Here is a 23,343-nt window from a genome sequence, read left to right as displayed (position 1 = left end):
CAGCACGCGCCAGCGTGCTGCCCGGCCCGACAGGAAGGATCGCATCTTTGATGCGGTTCTGACAGGCGGGAGCCCCTATTTTTGGAGCACCCAAAAATCCATCGGGGCGGCGACACCGCGCACCGTCTGATCCGGCCGCTGTTCAAATCCTGCCATCAAGTCTTCTGAGTTCGGTGTTTCTTGCAACGCTTGGGTGCGCAATGCATCGCTGACAATTATGCGGGCAGCGCATTCGCGCGTCATGGCCTCAAGCTTTGCAGCAACATTTACCGCATCGCCTATCACGGCGAACTCCAGCCGGTTCGCTCCGATATCACCCAGGACAACTGAGCCAAAGTGAACCCCTACTCCGATCTGAATCTCTGCCTCGCCGGCGCGTTTGCGATCAATATTCCAGCGGTCGATCATATCGACCATCGACCGGGCACAAGCCAATGCATTGCTCGCATCCAATTCACCCGGCAGCGGTGTGCCAAACGTAGCCATCAATCCGTCTCCAAGATACTTGTCGAGCGTTCCATGATGGCGAAACACCTCTGTCTCCATCCGCGCATGGAACCCGCGCAAGACCTCGATAACCTCATACGGATCGCGCCCCGCAGAAAATTTGGTGAACCCAACGATGTCGATGAAAAGAACCGCAATGTCTTCTTTGCGGACCTGCTTCAAAGGCTCATCGTTCTGGCTGAGCTCATCAACCACATTCGGAGAGAAATAGCGCGACAAGTTCGCGCGCTCACGTTCAAGCCCGGCATTCGACATCAACAAGCGATTAAGGCGCCGCATCGAAACACCAAGCGTCACTGCAACCATGACAAAAACGATCACCTGCTGAATACGAAGCGTCGGCATGAAACTGTTGGGATCCATGAATTCTGCGACGTCTGGATAACCTGCCAAGGCCTCGGATACGCGCTCGCTGATCCCCGGAATCGGCGTGGAGACCCACCATGCGATCACCCAACCTGCTGTCCACATGAACGCCGTCCAAGTTCCAATCGCGATGACGGTACGCCAGGAATAGGCAAGAGTTCCTGCAGCCAGAATGATGAAGAAATACTGGAAGTTGTCGAACCGATACTGCATTGCCAGCGGCCGCACGTCGTCGCTGAATGGGTTAGGAACGATCATACCCAGTGTCATGATCAGCAGATCAATGAAGATCAAAAATAGCTCTGTTCGGGATTGACCAACGCGCCCCGCACGTCGGATCAGCCAACCATTGGCGCAGATCAGCAAAAGAATGAAATGGTACCAGAGAACCTCCCAGTGGGGGTTCAGGTAAATCAGCAATAGTGCTGTAAAGGCCATTGCGATCCAACGCGCCCGAACTGCAAGCTCCAAACCCTCACGCTTATTTCGTTCCAGCGCGGCTTCGGTGTACTTGTTGTCTAGGTCATAATTGTCCGGCTGCGTGAAGAACAGTCTGCTCAGACGAGATTGACTGGCGGTTGTCTCGGTCATTGCATCGGTCTCCCATATGCGCTGTCAGGGGCTGCCCTATGCAAACATCCTATAGAGGAAAACAAAAGACCCCGCCTAAACGGCGGGGCAAGGCTTAGTGCCTTGTGTCAGGCCACAGGCACCGGCGGTATTGAGTAAATCAGCTATGCATCTCTGATCGGATCTGCTGACGCAGCACATCAATTGGCACAGTCTTGCCATCGCGTTTGAAGCACCAGTAAGTCCAGCCATTGCAGGACGGCGCGTTTTCAAGATGCGCCCCCACTTGATGGATCGAGCCCTTGACGTTGTCGCCTACCAACGTCCCATCCGCGCGTACCTTAGCCTTGTGGCGCTGGTTCATGGAATAAAGCTCCTCACCCGGACGCAGCATGCCGCGTTCGACCAATTGGCCAAATGGCACGCGTGGCTCGGCGCGTTTGCTGGCGCTGACTTCCAGCGCCTCGCGGTCGAATTTACGGACCTTGGCGATGCGCTTTTCAGCCACCTTGCGATAGCTTTCTTCGCGTTCGATACCGATGAACTCTCGCCCAAGCATTTTCGCGACAGCACCCGTGGTGCCAGTACCAAAGAAGGGGTCGAGCACAACGTCACCCGGATTGGTCGAACCAATCAAAACACGATGCAGCAGTGATTCTGGCTTCTGTGTCGGGTGCGCCTTGTCGCCATTTTCATCCTTCAAGCGCTCGTGCCCGGTGCAGATCGGCAGCACCCAATCGCTGCGCATCTGTACGCCTTCATTCAGCGCTTTCAGCGCTTCGTAGTTAAACGTGTATTTCGCACCCTCACGTTTGGAGGCCCAGATCATCGTCTCATGCGCATTGGTGAAGCGCTTGCCGCGGAAATTCGGCATCGGGTTCGATTTTCGCCAAACCACATCATTCAGAATCCAATAGCCCGCATCCTGCAGGGCGGAACCCACGCGGAAAATATTGTGGTAAGACCCAATCACCCAGATCGCGCCATTGGGTTTCAGCAAACGATGCGCCGCTTTCAGCCATTCACGCGTGAACTGGTCATAGGCGCCAAAGCTTGAGAATTGATCCCAGTGATCATCGACCGCATCGACCTGAGAGTTGTCTGGCCGGTGCAACTGGCCTTTCAACTGCAGATTATACGGGGGGTCCGCAAAAATCAGATCAACCGACGCCTCGGGCAGACTGTTCATCACCTCGATGCAGTCCCCGGATAGAATCGTGTTTAAAGGGAGCGCGGTTGCGCCCTTCGTCTTGATTGTGGTCATATCACTGCCTCAGTTCCACGGCGCTTTTGCGCTCATTTGGTTGAGACAAGGATGAGTCAAAGATGATTCGCCGTCAATTTCTTTTTTGAATCAGCAACTTAAGATTTACTCTTGATACAAGATATTGTGGACCGGTTTGAACGAACGTCTATGGTGTGGGGTCACCCCGAGATTTCGCAGCGCCTCGCGGTGCTGTTTTGTCGGATATCCGGCATTTGCCTCCCACCCGTAGCCGGGATGCTGTTGCGCCAAATCCACCATCAATTGATCACGCCAGATTTTCGCTATGATCGACGCTGCCGCAATCGACATCGATCGAGCGTCACCCTTCACCACGGCTTGCGAGGGTAGTTTCATCCCGCGCGGAATCATATTCCCATCGATCAGCAGAAAATCCGGTGCCGGGTCGAGCGCCGCGACCGCACGCACCATCGCTAGATGAGAGGCGCGTAGGATGTTGTGCTCATCTATCTCGGCAACTGTGGCTTCGGCCACCGCGACCTCTGCCCGATTGCGCAATGTCTCATCCAAACCAACGCGACGTTTGGCCGTCAGTTTTTTTGAATCGTTCAACCCGTCCGGAATATCCTGCGGATTCAATACCACCGCTGCCGCAACAACCGGCCCGGCCAATGGACCACGCCCAACCTCATCCACCCCGGCAATTCGGGTGTATCCGCGCGCCAGCAAAGCCCGTTCGAGTTCGAAATCAGGTGTCCTCATACAATTGGCAAACCGCGTTTCCTTGCCGGGCGCAAGAAAAAAGAAGAGGGCAGCTTGCGCCACCCTCTCCCGCGTGGCGCTTCTGTGGCGCCACTCCTGCTCGAAACCGGTTACTGGTAAACGACGCGGTATCCTTTCTGGCGCAGGCAGGCGGGTTCGTATGCCCGTTTTACCCTTTTACCATTCCAGAAACCAACCTTGCATTGGTGTGGCAGGCTATCGGCATGTTTATAGTGCTTCTTAAGGCAGTTCGGCCCAAGCAAGGGACGATTGCTCGAATAGGCATTGAACGTGCGCAGGCAGCGCTGCGGCAGATCATAACGGGCCACCCGCTTTGGCAACGGGCGTACAGCATGTTTTTTCTTGGCCTTCTTCACCTTGGCTTCCGCCTTCTTATGACGCTTGCGGCGTTCTGCCTCTTCGTCGCGCTTTTTCTCTTGATGATAGTGGTTGACCGCAGCACCTATGATCGCGATTGCAGCCAATCCGCCGAGAATATCTCGGGTATCCGCCGCGCTTGCCTGTGACGCTGAGATCCCGGTGATGGCGACGGCGGTTGCGATGATCAGAGCAATGAACTTCCGGTGCATGATACGTGTCCTTTCGGATAATGGGGCAGGCCTGTTAACGACCGCAAAACTGATGACCCGACATTGCGACCTCCCCCTTCAGACAAGCAATAACGGCAATCTGTTATCCAATATCAGCACCTCAAAACCCCTGAGGTTATTGAATATCCGTCCAACCCATGCGCAGGATGCAGCCCATGAAACAGATCCTATCTTCTCTGGCTCTGACGGCCCTGATATCGGTTGGGTCGCAGGCCGTCGCGGCAGATTGCTATGCCGACTACAAAGCAAAGCAGGACAATCCCTTGCGTCTGCACTATGGCGTCATGCTGGTCTCAAGCTGCGATAAGGGCTCGGCCCGGAACGAAGTCGCAAAGCGGCTGAAATCGAACGGCTGGACCCTGTTGAACGTGATGACCGTTTTTGAGGCGAATGGATTGGATCAAAGGAAGGCCAATGCCGGAAAATTCTATCTCCGTTACTGAAGCGCGTCGCTCGGGGGTTCGGTTGGTTGGTCTGGGGATAGCGGCGATCGTCGCGATCCTGGTGACTGCAGCGGTTTTCCTGTTCTGGACGCTACCGGATGCGAACGCTTTCAACGCGCGCGTCGAGCGGTTGTTTGTCGAGTCTGACCTGACCTCACAATCCGAAATCCGCCTGCTGGAAATATTGGCCCAATCCGGCACAGCATTCGCTGATACGCTGTCCAGCTATCGCATGGTCATCTTCGTGCTGCTGGTCTTTGCCAGCGCCATGCTGATTACCGCGTTGGTGTTTCTGGTGATGCTAGTCCTGCTGAATCGCCGCATGGCGCAGATTGAGCGGACCGGGATTCAGGTGACCTCGCTGCTGATCAGCCGCGAGGAAAACACGGTTTACCTCAACAACATGGATTTCAGGCTGACTCCCGCAGCAATGGAAACCCTATCGGTACTAGCCGAATCCCGGCTGGATGACGAAGTTCTGTCCGGTGCGCAGATCGAAGCCATGATTTCAGGGCGGAACGTGATCGATTGCGAAGAAGCCGCTGGTGCCACCCGCATCAAACGCCTAAGGGACGCACTCGGCAATCAGATGGTCAGTGAATTGCTGGTGAAAAACATCGCAAAAAAAGGCTACATGTTGTCGATCGAAAAAGACGTTATTCAGATGGTCTGACTGCTTCACCGCGGGAAAATCTGTGTACACATCTTGGAATCGTCACCCTGAAGGCCCATCATATAAGGGCTTGGCCAGGGGAGGTTGCAGATGAACGTCCATGCCACACCAAATGTCAAAGGCTATGGTATTTCGGTTGAACCGTTAAAAGGGCGGATTGCGATCTACCGTGGTGATATCCTGCTAGCCGAAAGCCATAATGCCAAGGTTATGTATGAAACGCGGCTGCCCCCTGCAGTTTACATCCCGCGTGAAGATCTGTGCGTGGAACTCAGCCCCGAGACTGAGTTGCAAACATTCTGCCCCTTCAAGGGTACCGCAACCTATCACGACATCAGCCTGCCGGAAGAGCACCTGAGAAACTCGATCTGGGCCTATGAAGATGCCTTTCCCGAAAGCGCAGCCATTCAAGGACATATCGGCTTTATGCCCAACACGGCGACGCGGATCGACCTTGGAGAAAACCAACTTCGGCAACCCGATGACGGCAATATCAGCGGGCCTTTGATCGACTGGTTAATGCGCGGAGCGTCGGATATCGAAACACCTGATGCTTTCACCAAAGCACTGGCCGAGAAAATGCTGGAACACGGCATCGCAATACAACGCCTTAGCATCCTGGTCTGGTCGCTGCACCCGTTGATCGCAGGCAAACACTACATCTGGGAAAAGGACACAGCCGAGATTTCGACCCACACCCCGACCTACGAGATCCACGATCACCCTGCCTTTACCAACAGCCCCCTGCGCCACGTCTCAAATGGCCTGGGCGGCGTGCGCCAACGCCTGAACAACGACAATCCACACAATAGCTTTCCGATCATCGAAGATCTGCGCGCGAAAGGGGCAACAGACTATGTTGCCATGCCACTACCCTTTTCAGATGGGCGAATAAACGTCCTGACCCTGACCAGTGATCACCCAGATGGATTCACAACAGAAAACCTTGGCCTGGTTTTTGAGTGCTCTTCAGTAATCGCGCGCTTCTACGAGGTCTTCATGCAGCGCGAAAACGCCCAGGTTTTGCTTGAAACCTATGTTGGCAAACGCTCGGGCGCTCGGGTTTTGGGCGGTGAAATCCGCCGAGGTGATGGTGATGATATCGATGCGGCCATAATGTTCTGTGATCTGCGCAACTCAACCGCGCTCGAAGAGACGTTGGGCCGCGATGAATACATCGATTTGCTGAACGCGTTCTTCGAAACAGTATCGGGGATCGTGCACGATCATGATGGAGAAGTGTTGAAATTCATCGGCGACGCGGTACTGGCTGTTTTCCCGGCGGGTGACGACGCCGCTAATGCCCGGACCAACGCGCAGCTCTCCGCGATTGAGATCGTCGAGAAACTGGCTGAGCTGCGCAACGGCGAAAATGACTATCATTGCGACTGCTCAATAGGCGTCGCCTATGGTCGTGTCACTTACGGCAATGTCGGCTCACAAGAACGGCTGGATTTTACGGTGATCGGACAAGCGGCCAATATCGCCGCCAGACTAGGGGAATATGGCAAAACAGCTGGCCACAGAATCGTTGTATCCCACGATATCGAGCCCGCCTGCAAACAGGCCATCCCGTTGGGAGAGATCAAGCTGCACAACGTTTCGCAACCGATTAGTTCTTTTGCACTGCAAGCTTCTGCAGATATCTAACCGGATACTTATATTGTCAGCGGACACGACGCGTCGAAAGATCTGAACACCTAGTTGCTGAAGCCTGGTCTTTAACACACTCGAATTCACGCTTTAGAGCTTTAGCGATTTCTGACCCAGATCGAACTCCGTCCGAGATCAGGAATTTAGTATCAAAACCCGCCACCCAGCAGGATCAAAGCCGTTTGTGCAGGTGAAGTTACACTCTGGATTTGCGCGATCTGGCTGCGGGTCAGATAGGTATCTGTCAATTTTTCGATGGCTTCTATGTCCTTAAATTGCGCCAGATCCGAGGATCCGGTGGCGCGATGCAACCGATCCTTAAAGACTTCAAGTTGTTTATCTAAATCCAGCTGTGCAAATGATCTGGGCAGGCCTAATGCCGTTTCCATCATATTGCGCAACGGTGGCAATCCCATAAGGTCGAACCATTTTCTGTTCTCACTTCCACCTTGTTGAGCTATCTCGCGCAAGGCGTGCTGCGTGAATAATGCGATACGCATCGTTTCATCGGAATCACCAACCGATATTTCGAACCGAGCGGTCAGATTATCTTCGGCGATCTTCTCCATCGCGCTGACCAAACCCGTCTTGGGAATCTCACCCGGCCCCAATCCAAAAGCTTTTGCAAAGTCACGATATCGGTTGTCAGCCAACCTATTCGCCAGCGCATCCTCCGCCTGAGTACCGTCCGACAAGATCTTTTGAATGAAAAACCGATTGCTCAGATCATCTTCGAGGCCAAAAGCGCCCAAGGCGATCTGTAGCAAGCGACGATCAGCAACCAGATCTTCAGCCGAGCGAACATTTCCTATGTTTTTCAGAAAATACGCTGTCTCGCGCTCATTAATCGACGAGTTCGAAAAACTTTGCAGTTGCGCGTCATACGTCCGCTGAAGAAATCGCCAGCCCACAATTCCACCAGTGGGTACGACCGGTTGAAAGGTCATTGCTCATACGCCATCAAACGCTCTTCTCGTGGTAATAGAGAGCGCAACGCTTTTAGGCACTTATAGTATTGCTCGGCCACCAACGCTTCTGTGGCATCGGCTAACACTCGGCGGCTATCGGTATCTGTAAAGACCTGGCTTAACTCCTCTACGCGTCGCAGCAACTGCTGACGCGCTTGATCGGGTTCAGTGTCACCAGACAGCACAAGCTGTGCCGCATAGCAGACACGACGCACTGGGGTGTTCACCTCTTCAGGGTGAATTGCATCGCGCAGACGCAGAACTTTGGCTTGCGGTGTCATGATGGAAAATCTGCTGCGGCGGTCACCATTTTCAATGACGACGCCGTTGATCAGAACCCGCTCTTTTGGAGCAAGCTTTAGCACCAGACCGCCCATCAATTCCCCCTCATTTGACGCAGTCCTCGCAAGACTGCCATGTTGATTTCAAGCAGCGGCTCTACTGTCGCTTTATTTCCCAACACCTGACTGCTGTGTTGTTCCGTGAATTCAGCGAGATAAAATATTCGAGCCCGCAGATTGTTCGGCAGTGCATTATCAGCATCCGCAACATCGGTCGCCAACACGCTCCATAACCGGCGGTTTTCATGCAATGCCTGGACGAAGGCGGTAAAATCCGTTTCCATGCGTGCCGACGCAGACTTTAGGCGATGTGTGATTTTGGATATCGCCTCATATTCCGTATCCCGGGGCGTTCGCGTCGGTGCAGCAGATTGCGCATAAGCGCGTTGGGCGAGCGTTTGCGGAGTCACTTGAAATCCTTCCGATTATCCATCAGCGGGCAGTTAAGGCCGGAGCACGGCGCGCGCGCCCCGGCTGAGTTCCTGAATTAGCGGAACAGCGACAGGATGGACTGCGGAGCCTGGTTCGCAATAGAAAGAGACTGCGTCGCCAGCTGTTGTTGTACCTGCAGAGCCTGCAACCGGGCCGACGTCTCTTCCATGTCGGCGTCGACCAATGAGCCAATACCGGATTTGAACGAGTCCGCCAGGTTCGAGATGAACTCTTTCTGGGTTTCAATCCGGCCCTGCGACGAACCAAATGCGGCCGATGCATCAATCGCGGTGTTGATCAGTGTCTCGATGGTTCCTAATGCTGCCGCGGCACCTGCATCGGTCGATACGTCAATCGACGACAACGCACCTAAACCGCCTGCTCCGGCATTGGTGAATTGCGCCGAAACGGTCACATCGCGATCTGCGTCAGCACCCGCTGTCGCAGTCCCGGTAACGAATGAGAGCGTACCCGCCGCGCTGGAGTCATAGTCGATAGCCACACCGGTAATACCCAAGGCATCAATCTGGTTCTTCAACCCAACTGCGACAATCGCATCAGTATAAGCTGAGTCGTAGGTGCCCGACGGGTCCAGATCTCCAGCTTGAACCGTATAGGAAGCAACTTTGTCACCGATGGTAATCGACACCTGGTCACCAGCAGCAAAGTTGTCAGTCGAGCTGTCGATAACGATATCACCCGAACCACCGGACTTATCCATTGTGAACCCGGCTGCATCATTGTCGGTGGTTACGTTATCCGACCCCGCCAGAACCCCCTTCGACGCATAGCCGCCGGTCGACAAATCCTGGCTCGCGACCGAAATTGATGATGCATTTACGTTTCCAGCGCTATCACGGTCCAGCGACGCAAGAATGGATGCTGTACCTGCCGACCCATCGACTAGGTTTAGACCATTGAATTGCGCCGCGCCTACGACCGATGCGATCTGGTCCCGCAATGCCGTCACATCGTCATTGATCTTGCCGCGGTCGACATTGTCTTCCTGTGCCGCAACAATCTTGCCTTTCATCTGGTTCAGCAGATCTGTAACCGTTTCCGAAGCGTTCCGTGCAACTGCCACTGTGGATTCACCCAGCGCCAGGCTGTCTTTGATGGCGTTGAAACCCTTAACGTCCGATTCCATCACTTTGGAAATAGCCCAGACGGCAGAGTTGTCCTTGGCCGTCGCCACATCTTTACCGGTCGAAATCGCGTTCTGCGTCATCGCCAGGTTCTTGTTTACGGATTTGAGAGTTTGCAGCGCAACCATTGCGCCATTGTTCGTCAGAATGCTGGACATATTTGTCATCTTCTTTGCGTTCGAGCGCCTTCGACGCCCATGTTGGACCCACCGAACCGGCGGGCATTCCGTCGTTCTGACCTTTGCGTCGCGCCCTGTGGCCTTCGCGCCACCTGCTGTTCCAGGTGCAATCCCAACTTTGACCCTGATCCCCTAACGGAGTGCTAAGACGAATAAATCCAAAGCTTTGGATTTGAATCAAACCCAGCCTTATGCACGCTTCTCCAGCTTTGCCTGCAAGCGCACCGAATACCCATTCCGCTGACCCGCCGCGTCATAAGTACTGAACTCCTGACGCACGCGACGCAGTTCCGACATGCGTTCAGCAACGGCGCGGATGCCCTCGGCTGCACTGGTCAATAGTGCCTGATTACGCGCAACTTTCATCTGAACACGAACAAGGTCGTCGCTATCAATGACTTTCAGGCCGTTGAGAGCATCAATCAGGTCTTCCTTTTCAGGTGCCAATCGGTTCAGGTCGTCAAGATCGCCGCCTATCAATGCCTTACGCTCCTGATCCAGCAGATCCTCCAACGCCTTTATCGGATTTTCACCCATCGGCCTTCTCCATCATTGCATTAAAGAGAACCTCTGACAGGCCAATTCCACCAGCGCGGGCCATCTGCTGGGCCTGCTGCTGAATTAGAAACGAAGAAAACTGATCTTCACCTGCGCCTCCTCCGAACGATTGCCGCGCCTGACCAAGGCCCGCGGATTTCAACATCTCGGCGAGAAAGGTCGCCTCAAGCTCGATTGAGGCAGCTCTAAGCTTATCTGAAGCTTGGGCGGCCGGCGTCGTTGCTCCAATCGCTGATATCGACATTGGATTCTCCTTAAATTGCTTCGAACTTTCATGATCAAAGAGGAAAGCAGTTAAAATAATTGTAACTTCCTGAGGTCAGAGTCCGGGTCAGACAAACACAGCCGGAGCAAGAAATGTCCAACCCGCTGACCGTTTTGACGGCCTCAACCACAACAGGAGGCAAATCCGATGCCCAGCACGGGGGAGCGCGAGAGAACAAGGGAGCTCAGGCCTTTGAAGACGTCATGAACGAAGAGGCCGAGTTGAACGATCCTGAGAGCTTACCAACAATTTCAAAACAGAAAGTCGCAGCAGAAAAACAGCCGGATGTCGAAATCAACGCCTCTGTTAGAACTACTGAGGAACCACTATCCCAAAACGGTGATGAGGAGTTGCCAAATCCCGAGGCTGCGTTTCCGCAACTGTTGACGCTTGCGGACAGCGAACTGCAAGCGCCAAGACAGTCGGAAATAGCAGTACCCTCGCCCGCTGTAGATCCGGTGTCTAATCAGAACATATCCACTTCACCAACCGATCAGACAAATAGGTCGACAACAATAAGTTCGACCACCCCTGCAGCGTCCGAAATCCCGCCAGCGCCGGAACAAAAATCCGATAAAGTTAAAAAACGGGTGCTCACACGGACGCTAGGTCGGTCCGGGATCAGCCCGGATTCGAATGCACGCCCGTTTCAGTCTCGAAATTCGACCGAAGTCGGCATCCGCCCGGATTTAGACACACCGATCGCGTCGGTATTTAAAGTAGTCTCGCAGCATCAAACAGCTAGCGCCACAAATGCGCTGATATCGGCCCAAGCCACAAATATAGCTCCTGTGGACACAATCCGCGAACCTGCAACAGACCACGAGATTCTCGATATTCCGACACTAAAGGAAGCCACAACTGTGCCAACGCAGCGGGAAACCATGGGCATAACACCATTTATACCCCATCGCGCCGAATATGCCCGCGCCATTGCGGGCCAACTGGCAGCCGTCATCTCAGCAAGGCCCGGCGCTCAGGGCGTAGACATTGCCCTCAACCCCGAGGAACTGGGCCGCGTCTCGATCACATTAACCAACGGTGAAGACGGGTTGCATCTGATGATCATGACGGAACGGCCAGAAACGCTTGATTTGATGCGGCGGCACATCACGCTATTATCCGCTGAATTCGAGAAACTTGGATACCAAGGTATGTCACTTGATCTGGGCCTGTCCGGTAACACAGCAGAGCAAGAAAAAGATCCCGAGGCGCAGCAGTACTCTGACACATCGGAGGTCGCTGTTGATGAGACTCATAATGCACCAATAGTTCAAACCGGCCCGCGTGGTGGCCTTGATGTGAGGCTTTGAGCGATGATCACCCCGTCGAGTTCAACCGCAAACCCAATTGCCACCTCAGGTGTACCCAGCAACGCGCAACGTTCTGCTCTGACGTCGGATTTCGAGACATTCCTGCGCATGCTGACGGTACAGGCACGAAACCAGGATCCGCTGGAACCATTGGACTCATCAGAATATACCTCGCAGCTCGCGCAGTTTTCGATGGTCGAGCAACAGGTCAAGGCAAATGAACTTTTATCTGGTCTGGCTTTGACGTTGGGATCGGTCAATCTGAACCAGCTTTCTAGTTGGGTTGGTATGGATGTTCAAGTTGCCGCACCATTTCAGTTTGAAAATCAGCCCGTTACGCTCTTTGCCAGTGCAGCTCCTGATGCAACCAGAGCTGAACTGATCATCCGCAACACGCAGGGCGACGTGGTCGACCGAATTACCGTACCCGTCAATGAAACCGAATTCGAATGGCACGGTGTTGACAGTACCGGCACTACGTTTCTGGCAGGGAGTTACTCTGCGTCTCTCGCGAGTTATAAGGGAGACAAATTGCTGGCCGAAACCCCCACCGCAGCTTTTGGCCGTGTTGTTGAGGCCAAGGTTGGTGAAGGCGCGGTCATGTTAACACTTGAAAGCGGGGCAGAAGTATCTGCGAATGAGGTTACTCAAATCCGAACAGGTGCTTGATCTGTTGGGCGGCGCAGGTCAAAGCTTGGCAAAATCGACTCGCTGCTCAATCTGGTAACTTCCCTGTCTGACCAAATCCCACCTCCGCCAAAGCTGGTTGCCCAGCTAAATTCTCAAGGGCTGATTGACGTTCAAGCCCAATTTCAGGTGCTGTACGGTGGGCGTACAAATCAGGTCTGGAAGGTACTGTCGGATCACAGCGACGCGGTCCTCAAGCTGTATCGCGCACCGTTTCAGAACCCGCTGTTTCGCAACGACGCTAAACTTGAGGCGAACTGCTTGCGCACACTCAACAGCACCGGATTTGTGCCCAAGCTTCGGGCAACCGGGTCTTTCGAGAAGGCGAACTGGGTTTACTACGATCATGCACCAGGCATTCCATGGCGCGAAGGCGTCGAAAACGTCGCTGTTCTGCTAAGGCGACTACACAGTCTTTCGATAAATCTGGATCTTCCCGCTGGCTGCAATGGCAGCGAGGATCTGAGATGCCATGCTGAGCAAATCTTGCGCAGTTGCCAGAACGCTGAGACGCAGCAGCTGATCGCGTTGAAGCCGCGGGGGCAAATACCACCTCTTGCCGAGCGATGTCTGATCCATGGTGACCCGGTGGCGGGCAACATTCTGCAATCATCTGCCGGGCTGACACTCATCGACTGGCAATGCCCGGCCTTGGGTGACCCATGTGAAGACTTAGCGATATTTTTATCGCCCGCGATGCAACAGCTTTATCGCGGTGCACCTCTGTCGGAGGCGGAGGTAACGAGCTTTCTATCCGCCTATGATCGGCACCAAGTTACTGCGCGATACTTATCTCTGCGCTCTTGGTATGGCTGGCGAATGGCGGCCTATTGTCTTTGGCGGGTCGAAAACGGATCACCTGAATATGTTCGGGCCTTTGAATTGGAAATCCAAGCCTTATAGATCTGCAAGCCCAAGCAATGCGTAGGCTGGCGGCATCAAGGCACGACGCCATCTTCCCAATGGAAAACGGGCCGGCGGTTGCTTGATCGGCAAAGGAAGCTCGCTTGGTTGCCCGAGGACCATCCGGGCGAGAGCGCGCCCGCAATATGTCCCCATAGCGACGCCGTTGCCGTGATATGCAAAGCCCGCAAACAACCCGGCTTGATCCGGAACCGGACCCGCAAAGGGCACGAGGGCGCGGGACAGGCAGACCATACCGGACCAGATATGCGTAACGTCAATCGAGGCCCACGCAGGAAATAAGCGTCTGAAATCCTGCAACGCCTTTTGCCGAATGCGCGTTTCGGCACGGGGTGACGACATCAATCCCCCACGCATTCCGAACAGAAACCGCCTATCGGGCATCAACCGGAAATAATGCAGCAGGTTGCGCGTGTCATATGCGATCTGATCCGAAGTCCAGCCTTGAGCCTGTAATTCGTCTTGGGACAGAACGCGTGTGACAAAAGCCGTCGATTGCGTCGGCATGTAGCGCGCAGCCATCCATTGGGGTAAATCCTCGCTGGAATACCCATTTGTGCAGGTTAGCACGTTCGAAGCCCGAACATGACCGGTGGGGGTATGCAGATCAAAGCCTTGCGCGATTTTGCATATCTTCTGAATCGGGCTGTGTTGGTACAACTTTGCACCCTCAGTCTGCGCTGCGTTGGCCAAACCAAAAAGGTACTTACGAGGGTTCAAACCAAAACCTATAGGCGTTGTGTATCCGCCAAAAAACGCGCCTCCCAATCCTAAATCTGCCAGTTCATGCTGCTCATGCAGCTGGCCTTCTGAGGCGACGCTTTGACGTAGTCGTGCCATCGCTCGCTTGGAATGGGCCAGTTGAGTTTCACCCCGCGAGTGCCTGTCCGCATCGATTTCATGACGCGCCAGAAGATCGGCAACCAACGACACTGCGTCTTTTTCAGCCTGAAAATATGCTGCTGCCTCAATTGCACCGTAACGACGTCTGAGAGTGGCTTCACTGAGCTTCGAACCACCCAGACAGCAGAATCCTCCGTTTCGCCCTGACGCGCCCCAGCCCGGAGCGTTCGCCTCGAACACAGCAACCGATACGCCCTTTTTCGCTAAATGCAGCGCTGCAGAAATGCCCGTGAAACCGCCACCAATAATGGCAACATCGACTTTCCGCTCTCCTTGGTGCTTAGGCCAATCAGGTGCCTCAATCGTCTCGTCCCACCAGCATCCTGAACGAGGGGCCGCACTGTAGGCGTAATCCGAAAAGATTCGCTTCATTCGGTGCGCGCCGCGGCTTGTTCATCCTGCTTTTGCCGCATCATCGCGCGTTTGGTCACCAATGATGCGGTGATGACACCCAACGTTACCACAGCGATCATAAGCGTCGACAACGCGTTGATTTCTGGACTGACACCCAGACGCACAGCCGAGAAAATCTTGATGGGAAGTGTCGTGGCGGATGGTCCAGAGGTGAAGGACGCAATGACCAGATCATCAAGCGATAAGGTAAACGCCAACAACCAGCCGGAAACAACGGCGGGCGCAATGATCGGCAACGTCACTAGACGAAAAGCCTGCGCCGGCGAACACCCCAAATCCAGCGCGGCCTCTTCCAGCGACCGATCAAATGTAACAAGGCGGGAAGAGACGACAACCGAAACGAAGCACATGGAAAATGTCGTATGAGCCAGAACGATGGTCAGGATCCCCCGATCCAACCCGATCCCGATGAACAACAGCAGCAGAGACAGGCCCGTTATCACCTCTGGCATCACCAGAGGGGCGTAGATCATCCCCGAAAATAGCGTTCGTCCAAAAAACCGCCCGCCACGCACCAAAACATATGCCGCTGCCGTGCCAAGGATCGTCGCCAAAGTCGACGAGAACACAGCGACGCGCAGTGTAACCCATGCCGCGTCAAGGAACGCCTCGTTCTGAACCAGCTCTCCGTACCATTTGGTCGAAAACCCGGCCCAGACCGTGACAAGCTTACTTTCGTTGAAGCTGAAAATGATCAGGATGATCATCGGGATATACAGGAACGCGAACCCCAATGTCAGCGACACCGTGTTGAACCAGCTGAGTCTGCTCATTGTTCAGCCTCCGTCTGCTTTTGCTGGTTGCGCTGGAACAGCACGATCGGAATCACAAGGATCAGTAGCAAAACCACGGCCACCGCACTGGCGACCGGCCAGTCGCGGTTCGAGAAAAACTCTTCCCAAAGAACCTTGCCGATCATCAAAGTTCCGGAGCCACCCAGAAGCGACGGGATCACGAACTCACCGATCACCGGGATCATCACAAGAAAACAACCCGCGATGATACCCGGGCGTGACAGAGGGATTGTGATCAACCAGAAAGCCTGCATGCGCGAACACCCAAGGTCTTCGGCGGCCTCGATCAGCGACCCGTCCATACGTTCTAGAGACGAGTAAATCGGCAGAATCATGAAGGGCAAATAAGTGTAGACGATGCCAATATAGACCGCCGTATTGGTGTTAAGAATGGTCAGCGGGGTTGAGATAATGCCCGTCCACAGCAGCAGTTGGTTCAGATAACCTTCATTGCTGAGAATGCCCATCCACGCGTAGACCCGGATTAGGAATGACGTCCAGAAGGGCAAGATAACCAACATCATGAAAGTGGGCCGCCATTCTTCAGGCGCACGCGCCATCGCGTAGGCGATCGGGTAGCCGACAATCAGTGTAAGAATAGTTGAAATCAGGGCGATTTTGACGCTGGATAGATAGGCTTTCCAATAGAGATCATCCTCGGTCAGCCAGACAAAGTTTTCCAGATCAAGTTGGCTGAAGAAGTTCTTAATGCCTGTCCAGCCCTCAGAGAAATCCAATGTCGGCGTGTAAGGTGGAATGGCCAGCGCGGTGTCCGAAAGTGAGATTTTCAGAACGATAAAGAACGGCACCAGAAACAGCGCCAGAAGCCAGACATAGGGAATGGCGATCAGAACAGCGCGACGCATCAGTTTTCCAACAAGACTGCGGCAGTCGCTGTCCAGGACAGCCAGACCGGGTCTTCCCAAGTAAACGAGCGGCGCGAGATACGACGGGTATTCGCCGTTTGTGCTTTGATGATCGTGCCGTTTGGCAGCTCAACATGATAGGTCGACAGGTTGCCCAGATAAGCGATGTCATGCACCTTGCCCTGGATCGCATTGATCGCATCTGTGGGGCGCTCGGCTGAAATGGCGACTTTCTCGGGGCGGATCGCCAGATGGCAGCCCTGCCCGTTGGACAATTGGGTGGCAGTTGAGGCTGTGAGCGGAGGCTGCCCCTCGGCCCAATCGATCTGATATCTTTCATCCCCTTGTGCCGTGGCACGCCCTTCGATGATGTTCACGTCGCCGATAAAATCAGCGACATAGACGGAATTCGGTGTCTCATAGATGCGATCGGGTGTCGCCACTTGCATCAACTTGCCTTGATCCATGACAGCCACTCGGCTGGCAACGGTCATCGCCTCTTCCTGGTCGTGAGTCACGATGACAAAGGTCGTGCCGGTCTTTTCCTGAATGTCCATCAACTCGAATTGGGTATCTTGACGCAGCTTCTTATCCAGCGCCCCCAAGGGTTCGTCGAGTAAAAGCAGTTTTGGCGCTTTGGCCAATGACCGGGCCAGCGCCACGCGTTGGCGTTGACCGCCCGAGATCTGATGCGGCTTACGGCGCGCAAACTGCTCAAGGCGGGTCAGGCGCAACATCTCTTCAACTCGTTCTTCCAGATCGCGCTTGGGCATGCTGTCCCGACGCAGACCAAAAGCGATATTGTCCCAGATGCTCAGATGAGGGAACAGGGCGTAAGACTGAAACATCATGTTCACCGCCCGCTTATTGGGCGGGATCGGATCGATATCCTGACCCCCAAGAAGGATATGGCCATCGGTCGGAGTTTCAAAACCGGCCAGCATCCGCATCATCGTGGTCTTTCCGCAGCCCGACGGCCCAAGCAGAGCAAAGAACTCACGCTCATAGATATCCAGCGAAAGGTTATCGATTGCGGTGAATGCGCCAAATCGTTTGGTGACGTTCTGGAACTGGATCAAGGGTTTCGCCTGCGGGTCGTCCCACGGCGCAAAGACTTCAGTGTTCAAAGTGGCCCCCGGTAATCGGTCAGGATAAATATGGCGCAAGGCAGTTTGTCTGCCTTGCGCATCAATCAGATCAGGTGCCTGATTTCACCTTGGTCCAGAGACGAGTGACCACCCGCTGGGTTTTTGCCGGATAAGGCGTGGTGATATAGAGATTCTGCATCGTCGTATCATCCGGATAGATCGCCGGATCTCCGATTACGTCCTCTTCCAGGAACTCTTGCGAAGCCTTGTTACCGTTGGCGTAGTAAACATAGTTCGACGCGGCAGCCATGTTGTTGGCATCCAGAATAAAGTCCAGAAACTTGTGTGCGCCTTCCGGATTTGGTGCATCAACAGGTATCGCCATCTGGTCAAACCACATCAGCGAGCCTTCCGCGAATGGATGGTATTCGATGACCACACCATTTTCTGCCTCATCGGCACGATCCCGAGCTTGCAGAATGTCCCCTGACCAACCGACGGCCACACAGATATCACCGTTGGCAAGCGCATTGATGTATTCCGAGCTGTGGAACTTCTGCACATATGGACGCACGCCGGTCAGAACCTCTTCGGTCTTCGCAATGACGTCCGTGTCATGGCTATCCGGGTCCTCGCCGATATATTGCAGCACCATCGGAATGATCTCGGCGGGTGCATCCAGGAAATGGACACCGCACGAGGCCAGCTTTTCCATGTTTTCAGGCTTCAGCACCAGATCCATGCTGTTGAGCGCAACATCGTCGCCCAGAACTTCTTTGACCTTGTCAACATTCAAGCCGATGCCAGTGGTTCCCCACATGTAGTTGATCGAATAAGCGTTGTTGGGGTCATACCCTGCGGTGCGCTCCTGAATCACATCCCACAGGTTTCCTGCATTCGATAGTTTGGCTGCGTCGAGTTCCTGGAACGCGCCAGCTTGAATCTGGCGTTGCAAAAACGTCCCCGAAGGCACAACCACATCATAACCTGACCCACCGGCCAGCATTTTGGTTTCCAGAACCTCATTGCTATCAAACACGTCATAGATCAGGGTCAGGCCTGTCTCTTCTTCGAATTTGCTCAGCAACTCCTCGTCAATATAGTCGGACCAGTTATAGACGCGCACTTCTTCGGCAAAAGCGGCCGAAGTCCCCAATGCGACGATCGTTGTCATCCCCAGCGTTTTTAGTTTCATAGTCTTCTCCCTGCGATTATGCGGCTATTTTCACTTTTTTTTGGATTTGATCAAGTTTTGCGTTTTGCAGTGGTTTCACCTATGGTCGGAACAGGTGTAAATTCAGACAAGATAGAAACGCGCGGATTGAGGTAAACCATTTGGATTTGATCAAAAATAAGGCGAGCACACAGCCGGATGATGAAGAAAAACGCCCTGCGCATGAACAGGTCTACCGCACTCTGAAATCGCAGATCCTGTTTGGTGATCTTGTGCCAGGACAGCCGGTAACGATTCAGGGTCTGACTGATTCGTTGGGCGTAGGCATGACCCCGGTGCGCGAGGCGATACGACGCCTAATTTCTGACGGCGCCCTGATCTTTCAAGGCAACCGACGGGTCAGCGTACCCTTATTATCTGCCAATGATATCGAGCAGATGATTTTTGCAAGAATATCAATAGAAACAGAGCTTTCAAGGCGTACCACCAGGAACATTTCGTCGACCGAAATTGACCATCTGGAGAAGCTGGATCAACGGCTCGACCTCATGATTGCAGATGGGGATGTTGGCGGATATCTGCGATTGAACCACGCCTTTCATCAAGCCCTGTATTCGCATGCCGATGCCCCGATTCTGGTCGACCTGGCCGAACGTCTGTGGTTGAGATTCGGCCCTTCATTGCGGATTGTTTGCGGTCGATTCGGCACCCAAAGCCTACCCGATAGACATAAGGATATCATCGTCGCACTGCACAATAAGGATGCGGAAAAGGCAGCTTTGGCAACAGCACAGGACATTGAGCAAGGTATGGGAATGATGGGCGATGCCCTGCCCGGGACCTAGAATGCAGCGATTCGATTGACAGTGTAAAATTTGATCATATTCTATCCTGCAATCACGCTTGCAGGAGAATCGACGATGTCCACAATCACCAATCACATGCCCACCGCCGAATTGCAGGCGCTGGATGCGGCGCATCACATTCACCCGTTCTCGGCAAATGGATCGCTGGGTGAGGAAGGCGCACGTGTAATCACCCGCGCCAAAGGCGTGTATCTGACCGATAGCGAAGGTGAAGAGATTCTGGATGCCATGGCCGGGCTCTGGTGCGTCAATATCGGCTATGGCCGCGATGAACTGGCCGAAGCCGCCGCCCGTCAAATGCGCGAACTGCCGTATTACAACACGTTCTTCAAAACGACCCACATCCCGGCCATCGCACTGGCCGCCAAGCTTGCTGAACTTGCACCCGGAGATCTGAACAACGTGTTCTTCGCCGCTGGCGGGTCCGAGGCCAATGACACCAATATCCGTCTGGTTCGCACCTATTGGGCTGAGAAAGGTCAGCCGGACAAGAATATCATCATCAGCCGCAAGAATGCCTATCACGGTTCTTCGGTCGGATCCGCATCGCTGGGTGGTATGGCCGGAATGCATGCGCAAGGCGGCATCCCGATTCCAAATATTCACCACATTAACCAACCAAACTGGTGGACCGAAGGTGGTGACCTCGCTCCTGAAGAGTTTGGCCTCGCCCGCGCACGCGAATTGGAAGAGGCCATTCTAGAGCTTGGTGAAAACCGCGTCGCAGCCTTTATTGCCGAGCCAGTGCAGGGTGCGGGTGGTGTTATCGTTGCGCCAGACACTTACTGGCCGGAAATCCAACGTATTTGCGACAAATACGATATCCTGCTGATCGCAGATGAGGTGATTTGCGGGTTTGGTCGGACTGGGAATTGGTTCGGGTCACAAACTGTCGGCATCAGACCACACATCATGACCATCGCCAAAGGCCTCAGCTCGGGCTACGCGCCTATCGGTGGGTCTATCGTAAATGATGAAATTGCTGAAGTCATCGGCAACACCGAATTCAACCACGGTTATACATATTCCGGCCATCCCGTTGCTGCTGCGGTTGCGCTGGAAAACCTGCGCATTCTGGAAGAAGAAGGAATTGTGGATCATGTCCGCGATGTTGCGGCCCCCTATCTGAAGAAGAAATGGGAGGCACTGGTTGATCACCCATTGGTCGGCGAAGCTAAGATCGTTGGAATGATGGCGTCAATCGCGCTGACACCGGATAAATCCAGCCGCGCCAAATTTGCGTCTGAACCCGGCACGATTGGGTATATCTGTCGCGACCGCTGCTTTGCGAACAACCTGATCATGCGCCACGTGGGCGACCGGATGATCATCTCGCCACCCCTGATCCTGACGCCTGAGGACATCGATGAGATGTTTGTGCGTATTAACAAATCGCTGGACGAAGCATTGGAAGAAATCAACAACAGGGGATTGATGAAATCCGCGTCCTAATAACGATCAAAGGGCGGCCCATTTGGTCCGCCCTTACTTTCAACGCATCCGCTCCAGCAGACTAAGCGACGGGTACCCGTCCGGAACCAGCCCTTGAGCAACCTGGAACGCTCGGACAGCATTGATCGTATTCGGTCCGGTGCGACCATCAATCCCTTGAGTATCAAACCCAGCCTGCGTCAACCGACGCTGCAACTCTTTCTTTTCGGTAAAACTCAGCACGCGATCTCCACGTGGCCATTCGGCCTGAAACGGAGCACCGCCTGCAATTCGGTCAGACAGATGCCCGATCCCGATCACATAAGCATCGGCACCATTGTATGCTTCGATCACCTTGAAATTGTCGAAAATCATCAGAGCAACACCACGGCCGCCCGCTGGTAACAGAATTGCCGCTTTTCCATAGTCGGGCACCACCTGGCCTGTGTGCGCCAGAACTCCTCGGGCCGCCCATTCTGACGGCGTCAGTGTAACGTCTCGTCTTGCATCTGCATAATCAAAGCCGGATGGCAACTTGACCTCTACCCCCCATGGTTGGCCTTTGGTCCATCCATGCTTTGCCAGATAGGCAGCGGCCGACGCCAGAGCATCAGTTGGATCATCCGACCAAATATCGCGGCGTCCATCGCCATCGAAATCTACTGCGTGATCCAGAAATGAGGTCGGCATGAACTGCGTGTGCCCCATCGCTCCGGCCCAACTGCCGACCATATTCACAGCATCCACGTCCCCGGCCTGCAGGATCTGAAGGGCCGCGATAAGCTGGGATTCAAAGAAACTCGCCCGCCGTGCATCAAAGGCCAGTGTCGCGAGCGATCTGATAGTTTGCTTGCCACCCCGATAAGCTCCAAACGAGGTTTCGAGCCCCCAAATAGCGGTGACAACCTCTTTTTCAACGCCATATTGCGCCTCAATCCGGGTCAGAGTCTCCCGGTGCTGGTCCAAGCCCGTACGACCATTCAAAATCCGCGTTTTTGAAACTGCCGAATCCAAATACTCCCAGATCGGTTTTGAGAACTCGGCCTGATTGCGATCTCGTTTGATGATGTCGCTGTCATAGGTCACCCCGGCCAATGCCCGGTCCAGCGTCCGGGCCGAGATTCCTTGAGCGCGGGCCCGCTCGCGAAACGCTCCAAGCCAAGCCTGGAATCGCGCGTTCCCTTCGGCTGATACGCGATAGTGCTCGACCTCAGGACGCAATACTGGTCTTACCGAAACCATCACGTCTGCCGAAGCCAGTTGAATATTGTCGACCAATGGTCGGGCCAGAGGCCGTATCGATTTGTCTGTTGTATCCGCCTGCACGATGGATGCCCATAATGCGGCGGTCATGACGCCACCTACGCACTTACGCATTCCGATTATTCCTGATTACTGCTCAGGCTCAATGATAGCGCACAATCGGTATTTCTCAAAATGTAGAAAATTAGCTTTCCTGTTCCTGCGCCTCGTGTTCAGCACGAATGCGGGCAATCGCCTCTCGCAGTAACGACACGCGCTTGGGGCGGAAACTTTCGTCGGACACATCCATGTCTTGCATACGGTCCAGCCGGAAAACGCGAAAATCCTCGCGCAAGTGACACCAGCTGAGCAGAACGCTGGCGCGATCCATGTAGACAATACTTAGTGGATTGACCCGACGCCGGGTTTCCGCGCCCTTGGCATCGGTATAAGCAAACTCAATTGCGCGTTCGTCCCATGCTGCTTGGCGCAGGACTGCAACATCAATTGTTGGCACCGCTGGCCTGTCAAACCGCGTGGCAGTCAGAACCGCATGGCTTAGTCGGTGGGATTGGCGCTGCGGCAACCGGCCCTGCAGCTTTCGCAAGGCCTCGCTTGCCGCATCAGACAGCGCCGGATCGCCAATCAACTGCACCTCTCGTAGACCTAATACCAACGCTTCAAGCTCGTCATTGGTAAAACCCAGAGGTGGCAAAGTTGCATCTTCGATCAGGGTAAACCCAAACCCGGCCTCGCCGTCTATTACGGCCCCCAGAGCACGCAAAGCATCGATGTCCCGATGTATTGTACGCGGTGAAACGCCCAAATCCTGTGCCAGCTGGACCGACGTTCTGGGTGATGGGCCAGAACGCAGGGCTTGCATTAACTGAAACAGGCGAGCGGTACGAGACATACTGCACACTAACCTAAACCTAATGTCAGA

25 protein-coding genes are annotated in these 23,343 nt (G+C 54.2%); 8 read left to right on the top strand and 17 right to left on the bottom strand.

Annotated features, from left to right (window positions below; genetic code table 11):
• Positions 1-75 precede the first annotated feature (75 nt).
• From ACR3EJ_RS06215 to ACR3EJ_RS06200, 4 genes are all read right to left on the bottom strand, one after another.
• Positions 76-1,464: an adenylate/guanylate cyclase domain-containing protein gene (locus tag ACR3EJ_RS06215; protein WP_170545276.1), complete on the bottom strand. Its 1,389-nt coding sequence runs from the start codon at positions 1,462-1,464 to the stop codon at positions 76-78.
• A 139-nt stretch (positions 1,465-1,603) separates the two neighbouring features.
• Positions 1,604-2,707: a site-specific DNA-methyltransferase gene (locus tag ACR3EJ_RS06210; RefSeq protein WP_170545279.1), complete on the bottom strand. Its 1,104-nt coding sequence runs from the start codon at positions 2,705-2,707 to the stop codon at positions 1,604-1,606.
• Between the two features lie 105 nt (positions 2,708-2,812).
• On the bottom strand, positions 2,813-3,430 hold the full coding sequence (locus ACR3EJ_RS06205; RefSeq protein WP_170545281.1) for a ribonuclease HII: 618 nt from the start codon (positions 3,428-3,430) through the stop codon (positions 2,813-2,815).
• 110 nt (positions 3,431-3,540) lie between these two features.
• Positions 3,541-4,020 carry a hypothetical protein gene (locus ACR3EJ_RS06200; RefSeq protein ID WP_170545285.1) on the bottom strand — a complete coding sequence of 160 codons (480 nt, stop codon included), beginning with the start codon at positions 4,018-4,020 and terminating at the stop codon, positions 3,541-3,543.
• A 176-nt stretch (positions 4,021-4,196) separates the two neighbouring features.
• Between ACR3EJ_RS06200 and ACR3EJ_RS06195 the strand changes: the two genes are divergently transcribed.
• The 3 genes from ACR3EJ_RS06195 to ACR3EJ_RS06185 all read left to right on the top strand — a co-directional run bounded on the left by ACR3EJ_RS06195 (position 4,197) and on the right by ACR3EJ_RS06185 (position 6,807).
• Positions 4,197-4,484 (top strand): hypothetical protein, encoded by a 288-nt coding sequence (locus ACR3EJ_RS06195; protein WP_170545287.1) that lies wholly within the window; start codon positions 4,197-4,199, stop codon positions 4,482-4,484.
• On the top strand, positions 4,456-5,157 hold the full coding sequence (locus ACR3EJ_RS06190) for a helix-turn-helix domain-containing protein (RefSeq protein ID WP_170545290.1): 702 nt from the start codon (positions 4,456-4,458) through the stop codon (positions 5,155-5,157). Before ACR3EJ_RS06195 ends, ACR3EJ_RS06190 begins: the two co-directional genes overlap by 29 nt.
• Positions 5,158-5,247: 90 nt before the next feature.
• Entirely contained in the window at positions 5,248-6,807 is a 1,560-nt protein-coding gene (locus tag ACR3EJ_RS06185; RefSeq protein ID WP_170476332.1) for a DUF427 domain-containing protein, read from the top strand.
• Positions 6,808-6,959: 152 nt separating this feature from the next.
• On the opposite strand, the gene ACR3EJ_RS06180 is transcribed toward ACR3EJ_RS06185, so the two are convergent.
• The 6 genes from ACR3EJ_RS06180 to ACR3EJ_RS06155 form a co-directional block, all read right to left on the bottom strand.
• Positions 6,960-7,757: a DUF1217 domain-containing protein gene (locus ACR3EJ_RS06180; protein WP_170545293.1), complete on the bottom strand. Its 798-nt coding sequence runs from the start codon at positions 7,755-7,757 to the stop codon at positions 6,960-6,962.
• Entirely contained in the window at positions 7,754-8,155 is a 402-nt protein-coding gene (gene flbT / locus ACR3EJ_RS06175; protein WP_170545296.1) for a flagellar biosynthesis repressor FlbT, read from the bottom strand. The genes ACR3EJ_RS06180 and flbT overlap by 4 nt, the downstream gene beginning before the upstream one ends.
• Positions 8,155-8,529 carry a flagellar biosynthesis regulator FlaF gene (gene flaF / locus ACR3EJ_RS06170; RefSeq protein ID WP_170545299.1) on the bottom strand — a complete coding sequence of 125 codons (375 nt, stop codon included), beginning with the start codon at positions 8,527-8,529 and terminating at the stop codon, positions 8,155-8,157. The genes flbT and flaF overlap by 1 nt, the downstream gene beginning before the upstream one ends.
• 77 nt (positions 8,530-8,606) lie before the next feature.
• Positions 8,607-9,854, bottom strand: coding sequence for a flagellin (locus ACR3EJ_RS06165; protein ID WP_170545302.1), 1,248 nt, complete (start codon positions 9,852-9,854; stop codon positions 8,607-8,609).
• Between the two features lie 210 nt (positions 9,855-10,064).
• Positions 10,065-10,412 (bottom strand): flagellar export chaperone FlgN, encoded by a 348-nt coding sequence (locus ACR3EJ_RS06160; protein WP_170545305.1) that lies wholly within the window; start codon positions 10,410-10,412, stop codon positions 10,065-10,067.
• Entirely contained in the window at positions 10,405-10,677 is a 273-nt protein-coding gene (locus ACR3EJ_RS06155) for a rod-binding protein (protein ID WP_010440740.1), read from the bottom strand. The genes ACR3EJ_RS06160 and ACR3EJ_RS06155 overlap by 8 nt, the downstream gene beginning before the upstream one ends.
• A gap of 113 nt (positions 10,678-10,790) precedes the next feature.
• Here ACR3EJ_RS06155 and ACR3EJ_RS06150 point away from each other — a divergent pair, with 113 nt between their 5' ends.
• The 3 genes from ACR3EJ_RS06150 to ACR3EJ_RS06140 all read left to right on the top strand — a co-directional run bounded on the left by ACR3EJ_RS06150 (position 10,791) and on the right by ACR3EJ_RS06140 (position 13,601).
• A complete protein-coding gene (locus ACR3EJ_RS06150) occupies positions 10,791-12,011 on the top strand; it encodes a flagellar hook-length control protein FliK (RefSeq protein WP_170545308.1) in 1,221 nt (406 codons plus the stop codon).
• 3 nt (positions 12,012-12,014) lie between these two features.
• Positions 12,015-12,680: a flagellar hook capping FlgD N-terminal domain-containing protein gene (locus ACR3EJ_RS06145; RefSeq protein WP_170545310.1), complete on the top strand. Its 666-nt coding sequence runs from the start codon at positions 12,015-12,017 to the stop codon at positions 12,678-12,680.
• 147 nt (positions 12,681-12,827) lie between these two features.
• Positions 12,828-13,601, top strand: a complete 774-nt coding sequence (locus ACR3EJ_RS06140) for an aminoglycoside phosphotransferase family protein (protein WP_170545314.1) — start codon at positions 12,828-12,830, stop codon at positions 13,599-13,601.
• On the opposite strand, the gene ACR3EJ_RS06135 is transcribed toward ACR3EJ_RS06140, so the two are convergent.
• From ACR3EJ_RS06135 to ACR3EJ_RS06115, 5 genes are all read right to left on the bottom strand, one after another.
• Positions 13,596-14,897, bottom strand: coding sequence for an NAD(P)/FAD-dependent oxidoreductase (locus ACR3EJ_RS06135; RefSeq protein ID WP_170545318.1), 1,302 nt, complete (start codon positions 14,895-14,897; stop codon positions 13,596-13,598). The two genes, ACR3EJ_RS06140 and ACR3EJ_RS06135, sit on opposite strands and share 6 nt — an antisense overlap.
• Complete coding sequence (locus tag ACR3EJ_RS06130) at positions 14,894-15,712, bottom strand: ABC transporter permease (RefSeq protein ID WP_170476358.1); 819 nt, start codon at positions 15,710-15,712, stop codon at positions 14,894-14,896. Before ACR3EJ_RS06130 ends, ACR3EJ_RS06135 begins: the two co-directional genes overlap by 4 nt.
• A complete protein-coding gene (locus ACR3EJ_RS06125) occupies positions 15,709-16,599 on the bottom strand; it encodes an ABC transporter permease subunit (protein ID WP_010440728.1) in 891 nt (296 codons plus the stop codon). Before ACR3EJ_RS06125 ends, ACR3EJ_RS06130 begins: the two co-directional genes overlap by 4 nt.
• Positions 16,599-17,726: an ABC transporter ATP-binding protein gene (locus tag ACR3EJ_RS06120; RefSeq protein WP_170545321.1), complete on the bottom strand. Its 1,128-nt coding sequence runs from the start codon at positions 17,724-17,726 to the stop codon at positions 16,599-16,601. Before ACR3EJ_RS06120 ends, ACR3EJ_RS06125 begins: the two co-directional genes overlap by 1 nt.
• 70 nt (positions 17,727-17,796) lie before the next feature.
• Positions 17,797-18,882: a polyamine ABC transporter substrate-binding protein gene (locus ACR3EJ_RS06115; RefSeq protein ID WP_170545324.1), complete on the bottom strand. Its 1,086-nt coding sequence runs from the start codon at positions 18,880-18,882 to the stop codon at positions 17,797-17,799.
• Positions 18,883-19,022: 140 nt separating this feature from the next.
• Here ACR3EJ_RS06115 and ACR3EJ_RS06110 point away from each other — a divergent pair, with 140 nt between their 5' ends.
• Entirely contained in the window at positions 19,023-19,706 is a 684-nt protein-coding gene (locus ACR3EJ_RS06110) for a GntR family transcriptional regulator (RefSeq protein WP_170545327.1), read from the top strand.
• Between the two features lie 75 nt (positions 19,707-19,781).
• Complete coding sequence (locus tag ACR3EJ_RS06105) at positions 19,782-21,179, top strand: aspartate aminotransferase family protein (RefSeq protein WP_170545330.1); 1,398 nt, start codon at positions 19,782-19,784, stop codon at positions 21,177-21,179.
• Positions 21,180-21,218: 39 nt separating this feature from the next.
• Here ACR3EJ_RS06105 and ACR3EJ_RS06100 read toward each other — a convergent pair whose 3' ends face one another.
• Positions 21,219-22,535, bottom strand: a complete 1,317-nt coding sequence (locus ACR3EJ_RS06100; RefSeq protein WP_170545334.1) for a lytic murein transglycosylase — start codon at positions 22,533-22,535, stop codon at positions 21,219-21,221.
• Positions 22,536-22,605: 70 nt separating this feature from the next.
• Positions 22,606-23,313, bottom strand: coding sequence for a helix-turn-helix transcriptional regulator (locus ACR3EJ_RS06095; RefSeq protein WP_170545337.1), 708 nt, complete (start codon positions 23,311-23,313; stop codon positions 22,606-22,608).
• Positions 23,314-23,343 lie beyond the last annotated feature (30 nt).

Source organism: Ruegeria sp. AB11 (assembly GCF_056536325.1).
This window is presented reverse-complemented; position numbering and strand designations above follow the sequence as displayed.